Annotated in this window: 18 protein-coding genes; 8 read left to right on the top strand and 10 right to left on the bottom strand. The window is 67.5% G+C overall.

Annotated elements, in window-relative coordinates; translation table 11 throughout:
* Nucleotides 1-23: 23 nt before the first annotated feature.
* Both AC1DOP_RS05550 and AC1DOP_RS05545 read left to right on the top strand, forming a co-directional pair.
* Entirely contained in the window at nt 24-2702 is a 2679-nt protein-coding gene (locus tag AC1DOP_RS05550; RefSeq protein WP_477250274.1) for a bifunctional acetate--CoA ligase family protein/GNAT family N-acetyltransferase, read from the top strand.
* 14 nt (nt 2703-2716) lie between these two features.
* A complete protein-coding gene (locus AC1DOP_RS05545; protein ID WP_441933527.1) occupies nt 2717-3154 on the top strand; it encodes a hypothetical protein in 438 nt (145 codons plus the stop codon).
* On the opposite strand, the gene AC1DOP_RS05540 is transcribed toward AC1DOP_RS05545, so the two are convergent.
* Nucleotides 3155-3904: a PLDc N-terminal domain-containing protein gene (locus AC1DOP_RS05540; protein ID WP_477250272.1), complete on the bottom strand. Its 750-nt coding sequence runs from the start codon at nt 3902-3904 to the stop codon at nt 3155-3157.
* A 55-nt stretch (nt 3905-3959) separates the two neighbouring features.
* Entirely contained in the window at nt 3960-4811 is an 852-nt protein-coding gene (locus AC1DOP_RS05535; RefSeq protein ID WP_477250270.1) for a LysR substrate-binding domain-containing protein, read from the bottom strand.
* An 89-nt stretch (nt 4812-4900) separates the two neighbouring features.
* On the opposite strand from AC1DOP_RS05535, the gene AC1DOP_RS05530 reads away from it, so the two are divergent.
* Nucleotides 4901-5758 (top strand): alpha/beta fold hydrolase, encoded by an 858-nt coding sequence (locus AC1DOP_RS05530; protein WP_477250268.1) that lies wholly within the window; start codon nt 4901-4903, stop codon nt 5756-5758.
* Between the two features lie 102 nt (nt 5759-5860).
* On the opposite strand, the gene AC1DOP_RS05525 is transcribed toward AC1DOP_RS05530, so the two are convergent.
* A complete protein-coding gene (locus AC1DOP_RS05525) occupies nt 5861-6460 on the bottom strand; it encodes a response regulator transcription factor (protein ID WP_477250266.1) in 600 nt (199 codons plus the stop codon).
* Entirely contained in the window at nt 6457-8592 is a 2136-nt protein-coding gene (locus AC1DOP_RS05520) for a sensor histidine kinase (RefSeq protein ID WP_477250263.1), read from the bottom strand. Before AC1DOP_RS05520 ends, AC1DOP_RS05525 begins: the two co-directional genes overlap by 4 nt.
* 133 nt (nt 8593-8725) lie before the next feature.
* On the opposite strand from AC1DOP_RS05520, the gene AC1DOP_RS05515 reads away from it, so the two are divergent.
* Nucleotides 8726-10066, top strand: coding sequence for an MFS transporter (locus tag AC1DOP_RS05515; RefSeq protein ID WP_477250261.1), 1341 nt, complete (start codon nt 8726-8728; stop codon nt 10064-10066).
* 44 nt (nt 10067-10110) lie between these two features.
* On the opposite strand, the gene AC1DOP_RS05510 is transcribed toward AC1DOP_RS05515, so the two are convergent.
* The 3 genes from AC1DOP_RS05510 to AC1DOP_RS05500 all read right to left on the bottom strand — a co-directional run bounded on the left by AC1DOP_RS05510 (nt 10111) and on the right by AC1DOP_RS05500 (nt 12331).
* Nucleotides 10111-11376 (bottom strand): RNA helicase RhlE1, encoded by a 1266-nt coding sequence (locus AC1DOP_RS05510; protein WP_441933515.1) that lies wholly within the window; start codon nt 11374-11376, stop codon nt 10111-10113.
* Nucleotides 11377-11458: 82 nt separating this feature from the next.
* On the bottom strand, nt 11459-11587 hold the full coding sequence (locus AC1DOP_RS05505) for a hypothetical protein (RefSeq protein ID WP_441933513.1): 129 nt from the start codon (nt 11585-11587) through the stop codon (nt 11459-11461).
* 69 nt (nt 11588-11656) lie between these two features.
* On the bottom strand, nt 11657-12331 hold the full coding sequence (locus AC1DOP_RS05500; protein WP_441933511.1) for a hypothetical protein: 675 nt from the start codon (nt 12329-12331) through the stop codon (nt 11657-11659).
* Between the two features lie 133 nt (nt 12332-12464).
* On the opposite strand from AC1DOP_RS05500, the gene AC1DOP_RS05495 reads away from it, so the two are divergent.
* Nucleotides 12465-12998, top strand: a complete 534-nt coding sequence (locus AC1DOP_RS05495; protein WP_441933509.1) for a hypothetical protein — start codon at nt 12465-12467, stop codon at nt 12996-12998.
* A gap of 100 nt (nt 12999-13098) precedes the next feature.
* A complete protein-coding gene (locus AC1DOP_RS05490) occupies nt 13099-14571 on the top strand; it encodes an NAD(P)/FAD-dependent oxidoreductase (RefSeq protein ID WP_477250258.1) in 1473 nt (490 codons plus the stop codon).
* A gap of 24 nt (nt 14572-14595) precedes the next feature.
* Here AC1DOP_RS05490 and AC1DOP_RS05485 read toward each other — a convergent pair whose 3' ends face one another.
* Nucleotides 14596-15246 (bottom strand): sensor histidine kinase, encoded by a 651-nt coding sequence (locus AC1DOP_RS05485; RefSeq protein ID WP_441933505.1) that lies wholly within the window; start codon nt 15244-15246, stop codon nt 14596-14598.
* A 211-nt stretch (nt 15247-15457) separates the two neighbouring features.
* Between AC1DOP_RS05485 and AC1DOP_RS05480 the strand changes: the two genes are divergently transcribed.
* Nucleotides 15458-15976 carry a hemerythrin domain-containing protein gene (locus AC1DOP_RS05480; protein WP_477250255.1) on the top strand — a complete coding sequence of 173 codons (519 nt, stop codon included), beginning with the start codon at nt 15458-15460 and terminating at the stop codon, nt 15974-15976.
* A gap of 70 nt (nt 15977-16046) precedes the next feature.
* Here AC1DOP_RS05480 and AC1DOP_RS05475 read toward each other — a convergent pair whose 3' ends face one another.
* Nucleotides 16047-17678 carry a response regulator gene (locus AC1DOP_RS05475; RefSeq protein WP_477250253.1) on the bottom strand — a complete coding sequence of 544 codons (1632 nt, stop codon included), beginning with the start codon at nt 17676-17678 and terminating at the stop codon, nt 16047-16049.
* Nucleotides 17679-17941: 263 nt separating this feature from the next.
* On the opposite strand from AC1DOP_RS05475, the gene AC1DOP_RS05470 reads away from it, so the two are divergent.
* On the top strand, nt 17942-18388 hold the full coding sequence (locus AC1DOP_RS05470; RefSeq protein ID WP_441933500.1) for a hypothetical protein: 447 nt from the start codon (nt 17942-17944) through the stop codon (nt 18386-18388).
* Nucleotides 18389-18505: 117 nt separating this feature from the next.
* Here the strand turns inward: AC1DOP_RS05470 and AC1DOP_RS05465 are convergent, their stop codons facing one another.
* Nucleotides 18506-19516: a GGDEF domain-containing response regulator gene (locus AC1DOP_RS05465; RefSeq protein WP_441933498.1), complete on the bottom strand. Its 1011-nt coding sequence runs from the start codon at nt 19514-19516 to the stop codon at nt 18506-18508.
* Nucleotides 19517-19607 lie beyond the last annotated feature (91 nt).

Here is a 19607-nt window from a genome sequence, read left to right as displayed (position 1 = left end):
ATGCGCCCGCTGGAGGCAGGGGCATGAGCGTCCGTAACCTGCGCCAGCTGTTCGCACCGAAATCGGTGGCCCTGGTCGGCGCCACCGAGCGTCCCGGCAGCGTCGGCGCCACCATGCTGCGCAACCTGCGGGAGGGCGGCTTCAAGGGCACGCTGTACCCGGTCAATCCGAAGTACGACAGCATCGCCGGCCTGCGCGCCTGGCCCGACGTGGCCAGCCTGCCCGCCGCGCCCGACCTCGCCATCGTCTGCACGCCGCCGCACACCGTGCCCGGCATCGTCAAGGCGCTGGGCGAACTCGGTACCCGCGCCGCCATCGTCATGAGCGCCGGCGTCGCGACCGGACGCGATGCCCGCGGACGCAGCCTGCGGCAGGCCATGCTGGACGCCGCCAATCCCTACCTGCTGCGCATCCTCGGCGCCAACAGCGCCGGCCTGCTGGCGCCGGGCATCGGCCTGAACGCCAGCATCGCCGCCGGCGGCGCGGCGCCCGGACGGATCGCCTTCGTCTCCGAATCCGGCGCCCTGATGACCGGGGTGCTGGACTGGGCGCGCACGCGCGGGATCGGCTTTTCCAGCTTCGTTTCGCTGGGCGAGTCGGCCGACGTCGACTTCGGCGACGTGCTGGACTACCTGGCCAGCGACCCCGGCACCAGCGCCATCCTGCTGCACATCGAGAGCCTGCGCTATGCACGCAAGTTCATGTCGGCGGCGCGGGCGGCGGCGCGCAGCAAGCCGACCGTGGTGCTGAAGGCCGGGCGCTCGCTGGAGGCGGCGAGCGCCGGCGCCTGCCTGTCCGGCGTGCTGGCGACACCCGACGACGTCTACGGCGCCGCCATCCGCCGCGCCGGCATGCTGCGGGTGTACACCACCGAGCAGCTGTTCGCGGCGGTCGAGACCCTGGCGCGCGCCAAGCCCCTGTACGGCGACCGCCTCGCCATCATCGGCAACGGCGCCGGCCCGGTGGTGCTGGCCCTGGACGCGCTGCAGTACGGCGGCGGCCATGCCGCCGTGCTGTCGGAAGCCACGGTGGCCAGGCTGCGCGAGCTGGTGCCGGAATGGCGCGGCAGCGGTCCGCTGAACCTGCGCGGCGACGCCCCGCCCGAGCGCTACCGCGACGTCATCGAGGTGCTGCTGCACGATCCGGGCGCCAACGCGGTGCTGATGATCCATGCGCCGAACGCCGTGGTCGAGCCGGCCGACGTGGCGCGCGCGGTGGCGCCGCTGGCCAGGAGTTCATCGCGCAATGTGCTGGGCTGCTGGCTGGGCGTGCAGTCGGTGCTGGAGGCGCGCACCATCGCCGCCGACGCCGGCATGCCGGCCTACCGCACGCCCGAGGACGCGGTCAACGGCTTCCTGCAGATCGTGCACTACCGCGAGAGCCAGAACCTCTTGATGCAGGTGCCGGCCTCGGTCGGCGACGGCGATCCGGACCGCGAGCGCGCGCGCCGCCTGGTGCGCGAGTCGCTCGACAAGGGCCGCTACATGCTGGCCGACCCGGACACCAAGGCCATCCTCGCGGCCTACGGCATCCCGGTGGTGCCGACCCGCGCCGCCGCCACGCCCGCGGACGCGGTGCGCGCCGCCGGCGAGATCGGCTATCCGGTGGCGGTCAAGATCCTGTCGCCGGACGTGGCGCAGAAGAGCGACGTCGGCGGCGTCACCCTCGACCTCGACAGCGGCGAGGCGGTGCTGGCGGCGGCCGAACGGATGCGCCGGCGCCTGTCGGAGCTGCAGCCGGGCGCGCGTCTGGAAGGCTTCATCGTGCAGGCGATGGCGCGTAATCCGGAAGCCCACGAGCTGATCGTGGGCGCCGCCACCGACCCGGTGTTCGGTCCGGTGATCCTGTTCGGCCAGGGCGGCATGGCGGTGGAGGCAGCGGCCGACCACGCGGTGGCGCTGCCGCCGCTGAACACCGTGCTGGCCCAGGAACTGGTGGCGCGCACCCGGATCGCGCGCCTGCTCGAGGGCTACCGCAACCATCCGAAGGCGAACATGGAGGCGATCGAGGCGGTGCTGGTCCAGGTCTCGCGCCTGGTGGCCGACGTGCCGGAGATCGTGGAGCTCGACATCAACCCGCTGCTGGCCGACAGCCGCGGCGCGATGGTGCTGGATGCCCGCATGCGGATCGGCATGGCGGACCGCTCCGGCTCCACCCTCGACCGCCTGGCGATCCGCCCCTATCCGGCCGAGCTGGAAGAAGTCGTGCCATGGGATGGCGGCACCGTCCTGCTGCGCCCGATCCGCCCGGAGGACGGCCCGGCCCACGTCGAATTCTTCAATGCGCTGACGCCCGACGACGTCCGCTACCGCATGTTCGTGCGCGTGCGCGAGCTGCAGCCCGCCCAGCTGGCGCGCTTCACGCAGATCGACTACGACCGGGAGATGGCCTTCATCGCCACCCGTCCCGGTCCGGACGGGCATGACGAAACCCTGGGCGTGGGCAGGGTGGTGGCGGACCCGGACAATGTCAGCGCGGAGTTCGCGGTGACGGTGCGCTCCGACCTGAAGGGCAAGGGCCTGGGCCGCATGCTGATGGATAAGCTGATCGCCTACTGCCGCGCGCGCGGCACCCGCGAGATCGTCGGCGAGGCGCTGCCGCAGAATGCGCCGGTGATCGGGCTGGTGAAGAAGCTCGGCTTCACGGTGGGACCGGTGGACGAGGACGAGGGCGTGCGCAAGTTCTGGCTGGAGCTGCGATGAAAGGAGAAACCCGGATGAGGCGATACCTGTGCCTGCTGGCGGCCGCGCTGGCCCTGGCCAAGCCCTGTTGGGCGCAAACCGACGCGCCCCTGAAGGAGAGCCCGGGCGCTTTCGCGAAATCGGGCTACAGGACCGTGGCCGAAGCGCTGGCCGGGCTCAAGGCACGGCCCGGCGCCATTGTCCAGGTGACGCAGCCGGACGGCTGGACCGTCATCACCCTGCCCGAACCCGAGTATGAACTGTGGTCCTTCACGCCGCCCGGCCACTACGCGTACCCGGCCGCGGTCCGGCGCGCCATCAAGCAGGCCGACGGCCGGGTCTATGTCGAGATGAGCGCGCTGTGCGAGGCCGACAAGGCGCCCTGCGACCGGCTGGTGCGCGAGTTCCAGCAGCTCAACCAGAAAATGCGCGAGGATATCCAGCGCTCGACCGGCCAGATCGGTGGCAGGTGATCAGCGCGCCTGCGCCCGCGCCGCATCCACCCGCCTGAACAGCTCCGCATTCAGCTTGCGCGAGTGGCCCGGCATGTGCTTGCGGGTGCGCTCGATTTCCTCCAGTTCCGGCTCCGCCACCTGGGGCTTGCCATTGGCGAGCGCCCAGATCGCCAGTTCGGCGCGCGCTTCCAGGCTGCCGAAGCGGTGGGCGGCGGCGGCGAATTGCGCGCCCGCTTCATCCTGGCGGCCGGCGGCGGCATAGGCCTGGCCCAGCAGGATGCCGACCTGTTCGGTGCGGAAGCCCGGCTGCTCGGCCACCAGCGCTTCCAGCAGGGCGATGCTGCCCTGCACATTGCCGCCGGCCAGGCGGGCGCGGGCGGCGCCCAGGCGCAGTTCGGCGTCGCGTGCAAAGGGGCCCTGCAGGCAGGCGTCGTACTGCTCGGAGGCCTTTGCCGCCTGGCCGGTTTCCAGCAGGGCCTGCGCCAGGCGCATCTGGTTGTGCGCGGTCGGGGTCAGCTCGAAGGCGCGCTGGGCGTCGCGCACCTCGCGGCCCGGATCCAGGCTGGCCTGCAGGGCGCGGCCGGCGCGCGCCGCCGACTGGTCGAAGCGCGAGGAGGGCAGGAACACGGCGAAGAAATACACGATGCTGCCCAGCAGGGGGAAGAGGAAGAGCACGAGCAGCCAGTACATCTCGCGATGATTCCGTACCGCGTGGATCGCGAAGAAGATGGCGACGATGATGTGGATGCCGATTCCGAAGATTTGCATGGCTGAGCAATTTGTTGACGAGGTCGATAGGATAGCCGAAGTCGGGCCCGGATCCTCAGCGGCTCAGCTCCGACATGATCTTCTCGGCCAGGAAGTCGCAGGGCGGACGCTTCGATGTCGTGCTGCGCGCCAGGATCAGCTCGAGCGGGTCGATTTCGGGCAGCCCCTGGGCCTGGCCGAGCAGGCTCAAATGCGCCGGCACCGCGCAGCGCGCCAGCGGCGCCACCGCCAGTCCCGCCTCGACCATGCTGAGCAGGCCCATGAGGCTGGGGCTCTCGTAGGAAGTCCGGTAGGGGATCTTCGCCCGCTCCAGGCTGCGGACCGCGTTCTCGCGCGCCACGCTGCCGGGCAGGAAGACGGCGATCGGCAGCGGATCCTCCTTCCAGATCTCGCGCGCGCCGGGCGAGGCCGCCCACACCATTGGCTCGTAGCGGATGAATTTTCCGGACAGGCCTTTGACGCGCGTGGCGCAGACCAGGTCGACCGAGCCGTTCTTCACCATCGGCGCCAGCGCCACGCTGGGCAGGCCCACCACCTGGATCTGCACCTTCGGATAGGTGGCGGAGAACTTCTTGAGGATGGACGGCAGCAGCGAGGACGCGTAGTCGTCGGGCACGCCGATGACGACGCGGCCCGTGATGTCCGGCCTTACGACCGCGGCCCAGGCTTCGTCGCGCAGGGCCAGCATGCGCCGCGCGAAGCTCAGCAGGACCTCGCCGTCCTGGGTCGGCGTGACGCTGCGCGGCCCGCGTACGAACAGCGGCTTGCCGATCGCCGTCTCCAGCGAGCGGATCTGCATGCTCACCGCCGATTGCGAGCGGTGCACGACTTCCGCCGCGCGGCTGATGTTGCCGGTATCGGCCACCGCCACCATCATGGTGAGTACGTCGAGGTCGAGTGTTTTCATCGCTATCAGAAAAATTGATCGTTACGATCAGTATTATGCGATTTTCTTGGACTGCCGTGTGGTGCATAGTACTGGAAAGGAGTTAGACCATGAACGCACGAACCGACCTGCCCAGCCTTTCCATCCCCGAGGTGTACTTCGCCACCCTCCGCTCCGGCATCCGCATGCCCTATGTGGCGAGCGGTTCCGGAGAGCCGCTGCTGTTCGTGCACGGATCGCTGTGCGACTACCGCTACTGGAATGCCCAGACGGCGGTGCTGGCCAAGGACTTCCTCTGCGTGTCCGTCAGCCTGAGCCACTACTGGCCGGCCAACGTCGACGCTGACGACAACGAAGGCGAATTCGGCTGGCGCCGGCACGTGGATCAGGTCGCCGAGTTCATCTCCGGCATGAATCTCGGTCCAGTCCACCTGGTCGGCCACTCGCGCGGCGGCTGCGTCGCCTTCCACCTGGCACGCGAATATCCGCAGCTGGTGAAGACGCTGACGCTTGCCGATCCGGGCGGTCCCTTGCAAATCGAGGGCAAGCCCGAGGCGGCGATGCCGCCGGCGACCCTGCAGCTGCGCGAGAAGGTCGCGGACCTGGTCAACCATGGCGAGATCGAGGCCGGCCTGGAGATGTTCGTGGATTCGGTCAGCATGCCCGGCATCTGGCGCCGGAGTTCATCGAACTTTCGCACCATGGCGGCCGACAATGCGTCGACCCTGCCGAAGCAGTTCCGCGACCCCTTGCCCGCCTATACGCGCGCCGAAGCGGGCGAGCTGCGATGCAGAACCCTCTTGATCGCCGGAGAACGCAGCCCGCGCATGTACCGCGATAACGTGGACAGCCTCGTCGAGTGGATCCCGCAGGCGGAAAAGCAGAGCATCGCCGGCGCCTCGCATGGGATGAACGTGACGCATCCGGCGTCCTTCAATCGCCTGATCCGCGCATTCGCCAGCGCCTGACAAACCCACCATGGCGGCGTTGCATTCGTCTCGCCGTACTAAGGTACTGTCTTCGACGATGCGCCTTGCCCTGGTGGCTTTGTCAGGCGCTGGTAGCGTCGTCTAGTCCAGCCACGGATGCGCCGCCAGCCAGCGTCCCAGCTCGTTGTCGTTCGCGCACTGCAGCTTGCTGAAGATGTTGGCTCGGTGGGTCTCCACCGAGCGCGGGCCGCAGGGCGGCACCAGGATGCGGGCGATCTCCTTGTTCGGCTGGCCCAGTCCCACCAGGCGCGCCACCTCGCGTTCGCGCGGCGTCAGCTCCGCCCACATGCGCAGCGCCTGGGCGCGGGCCCTGGCCTGGGCGATGGCGGCCGGCAGCTTCTCCAATAGCTGCTGGGTGTCCGGCTTCTCCACCCAGTCGTAGGCGCCGCGCCGGACCGCTTCCAGCGCGGTCGGGATGTCGCCGTGGGCGGACAGGAACAGGGTCACCAGCGGGCTGTGTTCGGCGAGCAGGCGCTCGAACACGGCCAGTCCGCTCATCCCCGTCATGCGCAGGTCGAGGATTACGCAGCCGGGCTGGCGCATGTCGACGGCGTCGAGGAAGGCTTCGCCGGACTCGAAGGCCTGCACAGCCAGTCCCTGGGAAAACAGCAGCAGGAGCAGGGAACGGCGCAGGGCTTCGTCGTCGTCGACGACGTAGAGCGTGAGAGGCATGTCTTTCATGATACGGTGGGCAGCGTGAAGGAAAAGGCGGCGCCGCCGCCGGGCCGGTTGTCGACGGTCATGGAACCGCCGTGGGCTTCGACGATGGTGCGGCAGATGTTCAGGCCGAGGCCGAGACCGTCGGCGCGGGTGGTGAAGAAGGGCGCGAACACCTGTTCGAGCTGTTCGGGCGGGATCCCCGGCCCGCGGTCGGCGACGGTGATGCGCAGGAGCGGGCCCTCGCGCCGGCAGCCCAGCTCGATGCTACGGCGCGCGGGCGGGGGGCGTTGCGGCTGCTCCTGCATCGCGTGCAGGGCATTGTGGACCAGGTTGACCAGCACCTGCTCGAGCAGCACCCGGTCGCCGCGCAGCTGGGCGTCGGTGTCTTCCAGCATCAGGCGCAGGCTGACGCCATCGCGCTGCAGCTCGGGCCTGAGCAGGATCTCCGCGTGGGCGATGACGCTCTCCATGGTCAGGATCTCGTAATGCGCCCGCTGCGGATTGATGAAGGCGCGCACCCGCTTGACGATCTCGCTGGCGCGCTTCGACTGGCCGACGATCTCGTCGAGCGCGCCGGCCAGCATCTCCTTCGATGAGTGCTGGGCGGCGAGCGCACGCGCCGCGGCGGCGAAATTCGACAGCGCCATCAGCGGCTGGTTGAGTTCATGCGCCAGCGTGGACGCCATCTCGCCGACGCTCGCCAGGCGCGCGCTGCGCTGCAGGCGCAGTTCCTGGTCGCGCTGGCGGGCTTCGGCCTGCTTCTGGGCGGTGATGTCGACCACGGAGCTCATCCAGCCGCGGTGCACGCCCTGGGCGTCGACCAGCGGGGCGGTGTAGACCATGGTGATCACGTCGTGGCCATCCTTGTGGCGGATGCGCGATTCGAAGCCGTGCGGCGCGGCGCGTCCCTGCAGCGCCTCGTCGCTGTCGCTGGCGTGCTTTTCCAGGTCGTCCGGGTGCCAGTAGGGGTAGGGCGGGCGGCGTCCCAGCAGTTCCCCGGCGCTGTAGCCGACCATCGCGCACAGCGCCGGATTCACGTAGATGATCTTGCCCTCCGGGTCGCGCGCCCGCATGCCGACCAGCAGCGAGTCCTCCATCGCCTTGCGGAAGGCGTGGGCTTCTTCAAGGTCGCGGGTGCGCTCCTCGACCCGGTGCTCCAGCTCGAGCCTGGCCGAACGCTGCTCGACGAAGCGCCTTTCGCGCAGGCGCCAGTACAGGAGGCCGAGCAGCAGCAGGGCGACGGCCAGGGCGCTGAGCGCGAGCGCACCCTGGCGCGCCTGCGTCACTTCCTTCATGTCGGTGGTGACGGTAAGGGTCCAGCCGAGTTCCGGCAGCGGGGTGTCGAGCGCGAGCAGCTTCACACGGCGTCCCTGGACGCTGGTGCGCAGGACGAAGCCGGGCGTGTCGGGCCGCGGCTCGATCTTCCATGGCAGCGCATCGAAGCGCGCGCGGCCGCCGTACTGGCCGTGTTCCGTCACCCAGCGCGTATCTGGAGCGGACAGCGGCCGGATGCTGCGGAACAGCCAGTCCGGCACGGCGCTGAGGAAGACGATGCCGCGGCTGTCCCTGAGCACCACCGGATCGGCGCCGCGCATCCAGGCGGCCTGCAACGGCTCCAGGCTGATCTTGACCACCATGACGCCGGTCACCGCGCCCTGCGCCAGCACCGGTTCGGCGATGAAGAGGCCGGACTGGCCGGTGGTGAGGCCGAGGCCGTAAAACAGGCCGCGCCGGCCCTGCACGGCGTCCTCGAAATAGGGGCGCCGGCGGTAGGACTCGCCGACGAAGCTGGACGGCAGGTTCCAGTTGCTGGCGGCCAGCGTCAGTCCTTCGCGGTCGACCAGGTAGAGGGCGGCGGCGCCGGTGGTGGATTGCAGGTCGGCGAAGTAATCGTTGACGCGCGCCCGCAGGGCCGCGTCGCGCGGGGTGCGCAGCAGCTGCTGCACGTCCGGATGGCGGGCGGCGGCATGCGGGAGGAAGTTGTGCTTTTCGACCAGGCCGCGCAGGCCCAGGGCGTTGGCGGCGGCGGCCTGGCGCAGGGCTTCGGTCTTGGACTGCAGCTCGTGCTGTTCGGCCAGGCTGCCCGAGACCACGATCAGGATCAGGGCGAGCGCGGCGGCGAGCAGCCTGCGCCAGTGGCGTGTGATGGACATCGTCGAACGATAGCAGTTGCGGCCGGGCTTTGGAATGCTTCTCCGTAGTTTTACGGAGGAGGGGGCGCCGGGATTGCGGATGCGTGCGCCGCCGGCGGCCGCGATAGTGGAGCCCTTGTAAAAGGAGACAACAATGAACACTGTCACAACAAAGACGGCCCTCGACGGCCGCAGCGATGCCGCCGAGCGCATCTCCGGCAAGCGCCTGCGCGCCATCTTCGTCGGTTCGGCCGGCAACCTGGTCGAGTGGTTCGACTTCTACTGCTACTCCGCCTTCGCCCTTTATTTCGCCAGTTCCTTCTTCCCGAAGCAGGACCCGACCGCGCAGATGATGTCGACCGCCGGCATCTTCGCCCTCGGCTTCTTCGTGCGTCCGATCGGCGGCATCCTGTTCGGCCACATCGGCGACCGCCTCGGCCGCAAGAAAGCCCTCATGACCTCGGTGCTGCTGATGTGCTTCGGCTCGCTGATGATCGCCTGCGCACCCACCTATGCGACGGCCGGCATCCTGTCGCCCTGCATCCTGCTGCTGGCGCGCCTGCTGCAAGGCCTGAGCCTGGGCGGCGAGTACGGCGCCAGCGCCACCTATCTGTCTGAAATGGCGGACTCCAGGCACCGCGGCTTCTACAGCAGCTTCCAGTACGTGACCCTGATCGGCGGCCAGTTGCTGGCCCTGCTGCTCCTGCTGGTGCTGCAGCGTTACCTGCTCGACGCCGAGCAGCTGCGCGCCTGGGGCTGGCGCATCCCCTTCCTTGCCGGCGCCTGCCTGGCCCTGCTGGCCCTGCGCATGCGTCACGACATGCCGGAGACCGCGTCCTTCGAAGCCGCGCGCAAGAAATCCAAGGCCATGGGCGGCCTGAAGCAGCTGGCCCAGCATCCGCGCGAAGTCCTGCTGGTGGTCGGCCTGACTATGGGCGGCACCCTGGCCTTCTACGTCTACACCACCTATATGCAGAAATTCCTGCGCCTGTCGGTGGGCCTGACGGATGCGCAGACCACCGCCGTCTCGGCCGCCTCTCTGCTGTTCGCGATGTGCCTGCAGCCGCTCTACGGCGCGCTGTCGGACCGCATCGGCCGCCGTCCGCTGCTGGTGGGCTTCGCCCTGCTCGGCACCCTGTTCACGGTGCCGCTGCTGACCGCCATCCGCAACGCCAGCGGCCCGTGGGAAGCCTTCATCCTGATCGCCTGCGCCTGGATCATCGTGACCGGCTACACCTCGATCAACGCCCTGGTGAAGGCCGAGCTGTTCCCGGCCACCATCCGCGCCACCGGCGTCGGCGTGCCGTATGCCTTCGCGGTATCGGTGTTCGGCGGCACCGCCGAGTACCTGGCCCTGTGGTTCAAGTCGGAGCAGATGGAAAGCGGTTTCTACTGGTACGCCACCGCCGTCATCGCCTGCACCCTGGTGGTCTGCTTCTTCATGCGCGACACGGCCGCGCATTCGAAGATCGACGCCGAGACCCGCGGCCAGTAATCTTCCAGGCGCCGCCCATCAGCGGCGCGCATCAACGCCGCGCATCAGCGGCGGAAACGCACATCTTCCTGCACGACCGGCGCATCGCCCTTGGCCGAAGCGCCATGCTTCGGCTTCTTCGGCTTCTTCGGTTTCTTGACGATCTGGCCGCCGGCATCCGTCTCCGGCACCCGGTGGTCGGGGGAGAAGCCGGGTTCCTCGCGGCGCTCGAGCGTCTGCCTGGTCAGCTGCTCGATCGCCGCCAGCTGCTGCACCTCGTCGGCACACACCAGTGACACCGCCTCGCCCGAGGCGCCGGCGCGGCCCGTGCGGCCGCTGCGGTGGACGTAATCCTCGGCCACGATCGGCAGGTCGACGTTCACCACCACCGGCAGTTCGTCGATGTCGATGCCGCGCGCGGCGACGTCCGTCGCCACCAGGATCTTCACCTCGCCGGCCTTGAAACGCTCCAGCGCACGCAGGCGCGCCGGTTGCGGCTTGTCGCCGTGGATCGAGTCGGCGCTGAAGCCCTTTGCCTCCAGCAGCTCGACCAGCTGGTCGACGCCCTTGCGGGTCTTGACGAACACCAGGGCTTGCGGCCAGGCGTGGCGCTTCAGCAGATGCAGGAAGAGCTCGGGCTTCCTCTTCTTGTCGACCGGGACGATCCATTGGCGGATCGCCTTGACCGTCGTGTTGCGCGGGCTGGCTTCGATGCTGACCGGATCGCGCAGCAGTTTCGTGGCGAGGGCGCGGATCGGATCGGAGAAGGTGGCCGAGAACAGCAGGGTCTGGCGGCGCTTGGGCAGCAGGGCCAGCAGCTGGTCGATGTCGCGCGAAAAGCCGAGATCCAGCATGCGGTCGGCCTCGTCCAGCACCAGGGTCTGCACCTGGTTGAAGCGCAGGGCGTTCTGGCGCTGCAGGTCGAGCAGGCGGCCCGGCGTGGCCACCAGCAGGTCGACGCCCTTGCGCAGGCGCATCATCTGCGGATTGATGCTGACGCCGCCGTAGGCGACCATGGTCCGCAGCGGCAAGCCTTCGCCATACGCGCGCACGCTCTGGTGGACCTGTTCGGCCAGTTCGCGGGTCGGCACCAGCACCAGGGCTCTTGCCGAGTTGCTGTTCACCTGCATGCCGTCCATGACCAGGCGCTGCAGCAGGGGCAGGGCGAAGCCGGCGGTCTTGCCGGTGCCGGTCTGGGCGGCGGCCATCACGTCGCGGCCGGCCAGCACGGCGGGAATCGCCTGCGACTGGACCGGGGTCGGCGAATTGTACGAAAGGGCGGACAGGGTGCGGACGATCTGGTCGATCAGGCCGAGCGAAGCGAACGACATATTGTTCTTGGTGGTAAGGGAAAAGGCCACAGTGTACCGTGCCGCCGGGGAGGGCGGCAGGAAAGGACGGCGGATGGCCGGCTCAGGCCGAGACCCGGACGGTGTCCGACAGGTCGACGGTCGGCTTGACCGGGTCGCGGCGGTCCTGGCAGGCGACCGCCATCAGGCAGACCAGGAGTACCAGGCTCCAGCGCAGCGGGTGATTACGCATAATGCCCCCTTCACCTTCATGCGGGCATCCTAGCGCGCTGCGGCCGCGAGCGGCGCTCCGCTGAAACGGTCAGAAGCGGTAGTTGACGCTGGCGCGCACGACCGGATAGACCTTGAAGCCGTCGACGTCATCCTTCAGGCGCAGGCGCTCGGCGGCGACGTCCCTGGCGACGAGGGTGCAGATGGCGGCCAGACTGGAGCAGCCCCAGTTGCCCAGGGTGACGTTAGGATTGCCCTGGAAGAAGGCGCCGAGGTCGGCGTTGAAGCTCCAGTGGCTGCCGTTGCCGGCGGCGAGCGCATTACCCCAGCCGATGCCAAGGTAGGGCGCGGCCTTGCGGTACTCGATGCGGCCCTTGACGATGCCGATGTCGGCCGCGGAATAGCTGTTGCCGTTCAGCGAATAGGCGCCGAACTGGTCGGTCCGGGCGGTGGCGTCGAAGCGGTTGCCGTTGTACACCAGGCCGCCGGTCAGGTGGAAGGGGCTGCCGTCGCGCACATACCAGTCGAACAGGATGTCGAAGGTCTGCAGCTTGCCCTTGATCGCGTAGTCGACCTGGTTGGTGGTCCGGTCGAAGTCGTGCTGGAAGTAATTGGCGCCGAAGCGGCCGTTCAGGTTGGACTCCATCGGGACGACCAGGTGGAAACCGGCGCCGGTGGTGCCGAGGTCGGCGGTGATGCCGACCTGCGCCTGGGCGGCGCCGGCGAACAGGAGGGCGCCTGCCAGGGGAGCGTATTTCAGGAACATTGCTTACTCTCAGGAATCGAAATTGGAAAGCGGCATTGTATCGGTAACGGATGTAAGCAGGTGTTGCAACCGACTGAAACGCAACATTTCGTTTGATAAACTGGACACATTCCTAAAACAGAGAGAGGTGAACATGAAATCCATCATCTTCGGCGTGGCGCTGTGCGCCGCCGCTTTCCCGGCTCTGGCCCAGACCAATGTCAGCATCAGCGTCGGCCAGCCCGGCTTCTACGGCCGCGTCGACCTCGGCGACTTCGCGCCCCAGCCGGTGCTGTACGCGCCGCAGCCGGTGATCATCCGCCAGGTGCCGCACTACGTCGCCGAGCCGGTCTACCTGCGCGTGCCGCCGGGCCACCGCAAGCACTGGGCCAAGTTCTGCGGCCGCTACGACGCCTGCGGCCGTCCGGTCCTGTTCGTGCGTGACGAGTGGTACACCAACACCTATGTGCCGCGCTACCGCGAGCACTACCGCGGCGGTGGCTATCGCCAGCCGGTGCGCGTGGTCGAGCGCGTCGAGTACCGTGATGTCGATCGCGGTCACGGCGGCGGCCGCTGGGAAGAGCACGGCCGCGGCCACGGCGAGGGCCACGGACGCGGTCACGGCGAAGGTCGCGGTGAAGGCCGCGGCCACGGCGAAGGCCACGGCCACGGCCGCGGTCACGACTGACGAACTCATCGTCAGTACGCGCTCGCCAGCGCCAATTCCGTCCGCGTAGTAAACTGCCCTTGTTAGCCCGACAAGCTCGGGTGCTACGAGGGAGGCAGTTTTGCACAGCGAGATCGTGATCGTGGGAGGTGGCGCGGGCGGGCTGGAGCTGGCCTGCAAACTGGGGCGCAAGCTGGGTCCGACGAAGGTGATGCTGGTGGACAGCCGGCTCTACCATGTCTGGAAGCCCTCGCTGCACGAGGTGGCGGCCGGCACCCTGGACATCCACCAGGAGGGCCTGTCCTACCAGATGCTGGCACACGACCGCGGCTTCACCTTCGTCTACGGCGCCATGACGGCGCTCGATTCCGCCCGCAAGACCATCGGCGTGGGGCCGGTCACCGCCGCCAGCGATGGCGAAGTGATCTTCCCGGCGCGCACCATTTCCTACCAATCGCTGGTGATTGCCGTGGGCAGCACCTCCAACTATTTCGGCGTGCCCGGCGCGCGCGAGCACACGATTTCCCTGAACGCCACCGAAGACGCCGAGCGCTTCCGCCTGCGCCTGCTACGCCTGCTCGCCCAGGCTGCCGAGGCGAAGGGGGAGGGCGGGGCGAACCCGGGCGTGGCGGTCGCCAAGGCGGTCGGTTCCGGCACCTTCGCGTCCGGCGTGGCGGCGGCGGACGCGGGCGGAGCCGCTGCGCAGGCGGCCACTGCCGAAGCCGCACTGAGCGGGAATGGCGGCGCCAGCATCGTGGCGGACACCGGCCTGGTGCCGCGCCGGCCCGCCAGCGGTCTGGACATCGTGATCATCGGCGGCGGCGCCACCGGGGTGGAACTGGCCGCCGAGCTGCGCGAGGCCTCCGGCGCCTACGCGGCCTACGGCTTCAACCGCCTGCAGGTGCAGCGCGACGTGCGCATCACCCTGCTGGAAGGCGCGCCGCGCATCCTGGCGCCGCTGCCGGAGCGGGTGTCGGCCTCGGCCACCCGCCTGCTCGACGAGCGCACGATCCGCGTGGTCACGAACTGCCGGGTGACGCAGATCGACGCCCACCAGGTCATCGACAAGGACGGCAACGTCTATCCCTCCGACATCTGCGTATGGGCCGCGGGGATCCGTGCGCCGGAATTCCTGGGCTCGCTGGGCCTGCCGGTCACCAAGGGCGGCGCGATCGAGGTCGACGACCACCTGCGCGTCAAGGGCGTGGCAGGAGTGTATGCGCTGGGCGACTGCGCCGCCTGCACGGACGGCAGCGGCAAGCCGGTGCCGCCGCGCGCCCAGGCTGCCCACCAGCAGGCCGATTACCTGTTGAAGGACTTCGTGAACATGGCCTCCGGCCAGCCGCCGCAGAAGAGCCCCTATGTCTACAAGGATTACGGCTCGCTGGTCTCGATCGGCCACCGGACCACGGTCGGCAACCTGATGGGTTCGCTGCGCGCAAGCTGGTTCGTGGAGGGATTTTTGGCGCGCATCATGTATTTGAGTTTGCACCTGATGCATCACCAGGCGATTCTCGGGTCGATGCGGACGGGAGTGCTGGCGGTTGCGCGGTTTTTGATTCGGCGGACGACGCCGATCGTCAAGCTGCACTGAAGATCGGCCCGCTGCCGGCGTTGATCAGCTTTTCGGCAGAATCATCGTCAGCATCGCCCCACCTTCCGGCCCCTGCCCGAGCGTCAGCGTCCCTCCCAGCAGCCGCGCACGTTCGCGCAGTAAACGCAGCCCATGGCAGCTCAGCGGATTGGACGCATCGGGTGCCGGTCCGACGCCGTTGTCGCGCACCGTCAGCATGGCCTGGTCGCCGTCGTCGTCCAGGATCACTTCGACTTCGGTGGCCTGGGCGTGGGTGGCGACGTTGCGCAAGCCTTCCTCGGCGCAGCGCAGCAGGGTCACGCCCTGGGGGCGCGAATACTCGGGATCTTCGTCGGGCAGGCTGGCGCGCGCCTTGATGCCGTTGTCCTGGCCCCATTCCGCGACCAGTTCGGCGATCGCAGCCTTGGGGCCGAGGAACTCGAGCTTGTCGTTCCACAGCGCCAGCTGCATCTTGCGGTTGGTCTCGATGATGTTGTTGAGCAACTGCTTCATCTGCGCGGCACGGTCGCGCTGCGGCTGTTCCTTGAGATGCGAGGACAGCAAGCCGAGGTGCATGGTCAGCGCCGTCATCGACGAGCCCAGGCTGTCATGCAGGCGGCGTGCAAGCTGGCGTCGTTCCTCGTCCCAGCACGCGGTGAGATGCCCGAGCAGCTCGGTAAGGTCCGCGACGCGCAAGTCCTGATCGCCATCCCGGGATTGAAAAGGTGGCTGAGGTGCCGAAGCTTTCATAAAGCAACCAATTAATGTTTCCCAAAATGATACAACAGCTTGGCCGCCAGCGGCGCGCAAGAATGCCAGTGTGTGTTTCCGTACAGTCCGATCGAACCGCCTGCGCGAAGCTGTTGCTACTGGCTGTACGGCAGCCTTCCATCATGAGGGGAACACAATGAGCAACAAATCGAATGCCACCACGAATTCCGCTGCGAAAAACGCCGCGATCCATGCCGCCAACCTCACCGGCCAGGACGCCATCGCCCTGCTGGTCGCCGACCACCGTGAAGTGTCCGACATGTTCAAGCAGTACGAAGAACTGGGCGACCGCGCCAAGGCCAGCAAGCAGAAGCTGACCGAAAAAATCTGCAATGCCCTGATCGCCCACACCCAGATCGAGGAAGAGATCTTTTATCCGGCCGTGCGCGAACAGATCAAGGATTCCGAGGACATGATCGACGAGGCCGTGGTCGAGCACCAGGCCGCCAAAGACCTGATCAAGCAGCTCAAGGAAATGGATCCTGACGAAGACCTGTACGACGCCAAGGTCAAGGTGCTGGGCGAAGAAATCGAGCACCACGTCAAGGAAGAGGAAGAGGAAATGTTCAAGCAGGCCAAGAAGAGCGGCCTCGACCTGATGGCGCTGGGCCAGGAAATGGCGCAGCGCAAGCAGGAAATCCTGTCGACCCTGTAGTCCAAAGCGCTGAACAAGGCCCTCAGGGCAAGACGATGCCACGCCGCCATGAGGGTTTTGTCCGGCGCTTTTATGCGTTGGCCGGGGCCGTATCGCCCTGGCTCGCCGGCTCCGCCAGCCGCGCCAGCAGGGTGGCGAAATCGACCGGCTTGACCATGTGCAGGTCGAAGCCCGCCTCCAGCACGCGGCGCTGGTCTTCGGCCAGGCCGTAGCCGGTCAGGGCGATCAGGCGGATGCCGTGGGTGGCGGCATCCTTGCGCAGGCGGCGCGCCACCTCGTAGCCGTCGATGCCCGGCAGGCCGATGTCCACCAGGGCCACGTCGGGCAGCTCGGCGCCGGCCAGGCTCACGCCCTCCAGGCCGTCGCGCGCCTGCAGTACCGGGTAGCCGTAGGAAACCAGCATGGTCGCCATCATCTCGCGGCCGTCGTCATTGTCTTCGATCAGCAGAACGGTCGGCTTGTCGCTCACCGCCACCGTGCCGGCGGGCGGGTCCTCGGCCTGCTCCGGCTCGCTGCGCGGCAGGCGGATCTCGAACGTGGAGCCGGCGCCGGCGCCGGTACTGGCGGCGCTCACGCTGCCGCCATGCAGCTCGACCAGGCGGCGCACCAGCGACAGGCCGATCCCCAGCCCGCCCTGCGAGCGGTCGATCGAGATCGATCCCTGCACGAAGACGTCGAACACGTGCGGCAGCAGGTCCGGCGGAATGCCGACCCCGGAATCGCTCACCGTCAGCACCACTTCACCGTCCACCGTGTCGATGGCGATCCCGATGCTGCCGCCGCTGGGCGTGTATTTCAGCGCGTTGTCGATCAGGTTGGTGGCGATCTGCTCGAGCCGGGTCGGGTCGCCTTCGACCCAGCCGCCGCCGAGCCGGACGTCGAGCTGGTAGCCCGCGGTGCGGCCGGTGGCGCGGAAGGTGTCCAGGCAGCCCGACACCAGCGGGCCGAGGTCGATACGCTTTTTCGACAGCAGGATCTTGCCGGACATCGCACGCGACAGGTCGAGCAGGTCGTCGACGATGCGCGACAGGTGCTGGGTCTGGCGCTGGATGATCAGGCGCGCGCGCCCGCTCGACTCGGCGGCGGCGCCCGGCATGCCGAGCAGGGAAGAGGCGCTGCTGATGGCGGACAGCGGATTGCGCAGCTCATGGCCCAGCATCGCCAGGAATTCGTCCTTGGCGCTGCTCTTGCGTTCGGCGGCGCGCCGCTCTTCCATTTCGCGCACCAGGCGCTTGTTGGTGGCGGTCAGCTCGGTGGTTCGCTGGGACAGTTTTTCGGCCTGGCGCTTGAGCTGTTCGTTCTTGGTGGCCAGCGCCACGAACACCTGCACCTTGGCGCGCAGCACCTGCGGAATCACCGGGGTGAACAGGAAATCGGCGGCGCCGCGCTGGTAAGCCTTCAGGCGGTCGATCTCGTCGGCCAGGAAGGCGGTGACGAAGATGATCGGGATGTCGGCCGAACGGGGCCGCTGGTGGATCGCTTCCGCGGTCTCGAAGCCGTCCATGCCAGGCATGTTCACGTCCAGCAGGATGACGGCGAAGTCGTGGCGCAGCACCTCGCGCAGGGCATCCTGGCCCGACCGGGCCGACATTACTTCGTAGTTACTTTCCTCGGCCCATAGTTCGAGCAGGCTGGTCAGCGCCAACAGGCTAGCGGCATCGTCGTTGACGACGAGGATCTTCGGCTTTTCGGAGTTCGGCACGGCAGTCGGACTGGTGTCAATGCGTTGTATTCACAAACGTGGCAAAGGATAGCAGAGGATGCCCCATTGCAAAATAAATTCGCAATATTTGTTGCAATTAGTCATGATACCACGCAAAGAAAAAGGCAAAAAACTCAATCGTGCGCACCCCGGCAACACGGTTCGCTGCCGCACATACGCAGCGCGGAAGCCTGTGAGATAGTGGAAACGTGTCTGGTTCAACCGTGTCAATGGAAGACAGGCGCCAACTTGAAAGGACAGACATGAATATTCAAATCATCGTAAATGACACCCACCACGACAAATGTTTCCGCGAACTGGTCGACCAGCCGGTCACGGCCCTGCGCGGCATGACCCAGCAACAGGCCGACGCCCTGCGCGATGCGTTCGGCATCAACACCATCGCCGAACTGGCCGAACTGAAGGCCGTCAAGTGGGCCCGTGCGATCCGCACCATGGCCTCGGCCGAAGCCGAGCCGAGCGGCGAGAAAGCCAAGGAAACCCTGATTGACGATGCCGTCGAGATGACCTTCCCGGCCAGCGACCCGGTGTCCATCCAATCCAGCATCACCCGCATCGAAGTGGCGCCGGACAAGGTCGATGCCAGCTCGGACCACCAGGGTGCGGCCGCCATCGAGGCGCATAACCGTGAAACCATCGGCAAGCCTGCACTGGGGCCGGGCGGCGAGAAGACGGCCGGCGCGGCCTGATCCAATTGCTCAATTGAGCGGGCGCAGCTGGTGACGGCTGCGCCTTTTTTATGCCCGTCATTCCCGCTTTCGTGGGAAGTCATTTCCGGCAGTGACGGTGCCTGTTCAGGCCGTGGCTCAACGATGCTGCGCCAACTCCTGCGAAGCCGGTGCGGGCGCCGGCACCGCCGGCTTGACCGCCTGTGCCGCCTGGCGGGCTGCGCTGCCGTTCGCGCAGAAGCGGTTCTTGCCCGCGCGCTTGGCTTCGTAGAGGGCGTAGTCGGCGATGCTGATCAGGTCGGTGACGTGCTCGGCGTCGTCCGGATACATGCTGATGCCGATACTGGTCGACAGCTGCAGGGTCAGGTCGTTGATGAAGAAGGGCTCGGACAGGGCTTCGACCAGCTTGGCCGCCGGTCCCTGGGCGTCGGCCAGGCTGTGGATGTCGCCCAGCAGCACGATGAATTCGTCGCCGCCCAGGCGCGCCACCGTGTCTTCCTTGCGCGAGTTCGACAGCAGGCGCTGCGACACCATTTTCAGGATCTCGTCGCCGTAGGCGTGGCCGTAGGTGTCGTTGATCGCCTTGAAGCCGTCCAGGTCCAGGTACATGACCGCCGCCTTGTGGTGGTTGCGGTTGGCGTGCTGGAGGGCGGTTTCGATGCGGTCTTCCAGCAGGCGCCGGTTGGGCAGGCCGGTGAGGGCGTCGTGCAGCGCCAGCTCCTGCTGGGCGCGGCTGTACTGGGCCAGCTCCTTGTAGAGCAGGCGCACTTCGAGCATGTTGTGGATGCGCTTGTGCACTTCCAGCAGGTCGAAGGGTTTGCTGATGAAGTCGCGGGCGCCGGCTTCGAGGGCCGCGATCTTGAAGCTGGGCTGGGCCGTCAGGGCCAATACCGGCAGATAACCGCCTTGCTCGATCTCCTTGAGTCCCTTCATGACCTGGAAGCCGTTCAGGCCGGGCATTTGCAGGTCGAGCAGGATCAGGTCGTAGTTGTGTTCGCGATGCAATGGGCATACCTGCTCCGGCAGCATCGTGGAGCTGACATCGGTGTAGCCTTCTTCCCGCAATATCTCTTCCATCAGTTCGATATTGTCGGGCGAATCGTCTACGACCAGAATCTTGGCGTTCAGGATGTCTTGGCGGCTGGGCATGCTTACTCTCGTCAAATCGAGGCCAGGGGCCGGATAATCATGGTCCGAACCCACCTCTACTGCAACATTCCCTAGTCTAGCAAATGCCAGA

Source organism: Massilia sp. 01N410 (assembly GCF_056399665.1).
Note: the sequence above shows the minus strand (reverse complement) of the source record. Positions and strands in the feature narration are given on the sequence as shown.

What these genes read in the sequence shown, in the direction of transcription:
- AC1DOP_RS05530 (WP_477250268.1), top strand. Translation starts at nt 4,901, where the DNA reads ATGAACGCACGAACCGACCTGCCCAGCCTTTCCATCCCCGAGGTGTAC.
- AC1DOP_RS05525 (WP_477250266.1), bottom strand. Translation starts at nt 6,460, where the DNA reads ATGAAAGACATGCCTCTCACGCTCTACGTCGTCGACGACGACGAAGCC.
- AC1DOP_RS05515 (WP_477250261.1), top strand. Translation starts at nt 8,726, where the DNA reads ATGAACACTGTCACAACAAAGACGGCCCTCGACGGCCGCAGCGATGCC.
- AC1DOP_RS05535 (WP_477250270.1), bottom strand. Translation starts at nt 4,811, where the DNA reads ATGAAAACACTCGACCTCGACGTACTCACCATGATGGTGGCGGTGGCC.
- AC1DOP_RS05495 (WP_441933509.1), top strand. Translation starts at nt 12,465, where the DNA reads ATGAAATCCATCATCTTCGGCGTGGCGCTGTGCGCCGCCGCTTTCCCG.
- AC1DOP_RS05465 (WP_441933498.1), bottom strand. Translation starts at nt 19,516, where the DNA reads ATGCCCAGCCGCCAAGACATCCTGAACGCCAAGATTCTGGTCGTAGAC.
- AC1DOP_RS05510 (WP_441933515.1), bottom strand. Translation starts at nt 11,376, where the DNA reads ATGTCGTTCGCTTCGCTCGGCCTGATCGACCAGATCGTCCGCACCCTG.
- AC1DOP_RS05520 (WP_477250263.1), bottom strand. Translation starts at nt 8,592, where the DNA reads ATGTCCATCACACGCCACTGGCGCAGGCTGCTCGCCGCCGCGCTCGCC.
- AC1DOP_RS05480 (WP_477250255.1), top strand. Translation starts at nt 15,458, where the DNA reads ATGAGCAACAAATCGAATGCCACCACGAATTCCGCTGCGAAAAACGCC.
- AC1DOP_RS05540 (WP_477250272.1), bottom strand. Translation starts at nt 3,904, where the DNA reads ATGCAAATCTTCGGAATCGGCATCCACATCATCGTCGCCATCTTCTTC.
- AC1DOP_RS05500 (WP_441933511.1), bottom strand. Translation starts at nt 12,331, where the DNA reads ATGTTCCTGAAATACGCTCCCCTGGCAGGCGCCCTCCTGTTCGCCGGC.
- AC1DOP_RS05550 (WP_477250274.1), top strand. Translation starts at nt 24, where the DNA reads ATGAGCGTCCGTAACCTGCGCCAGCTGTTCGCACCGAAATCGGTGGCC.
- AC1DOP_RS05545 (WP_441933527.1), top strand. Translation starts at nt 2,717, where the DNA reads ATGAGGCGATACCTGTGCCTGCTGGCGGCCGCGCTGGCCCTGGCCAAG.
- AC1DOP_RS05505 (WP_441933513.1), bottom strand. Translation starts at nt 11,587, where the DNA reads ATGCGTAATCACCCGCTGCGCTGGAGCCTGGTACTCCTGGTCTGCCTG.
- AC1DOP_RS05470 (WP_441933500.1), top strand. Translation starts at nt 17,942, where the DNA reads ATGAATATTCAAATCATCGTAAATGACACCCACCACGACAAATGTTTC.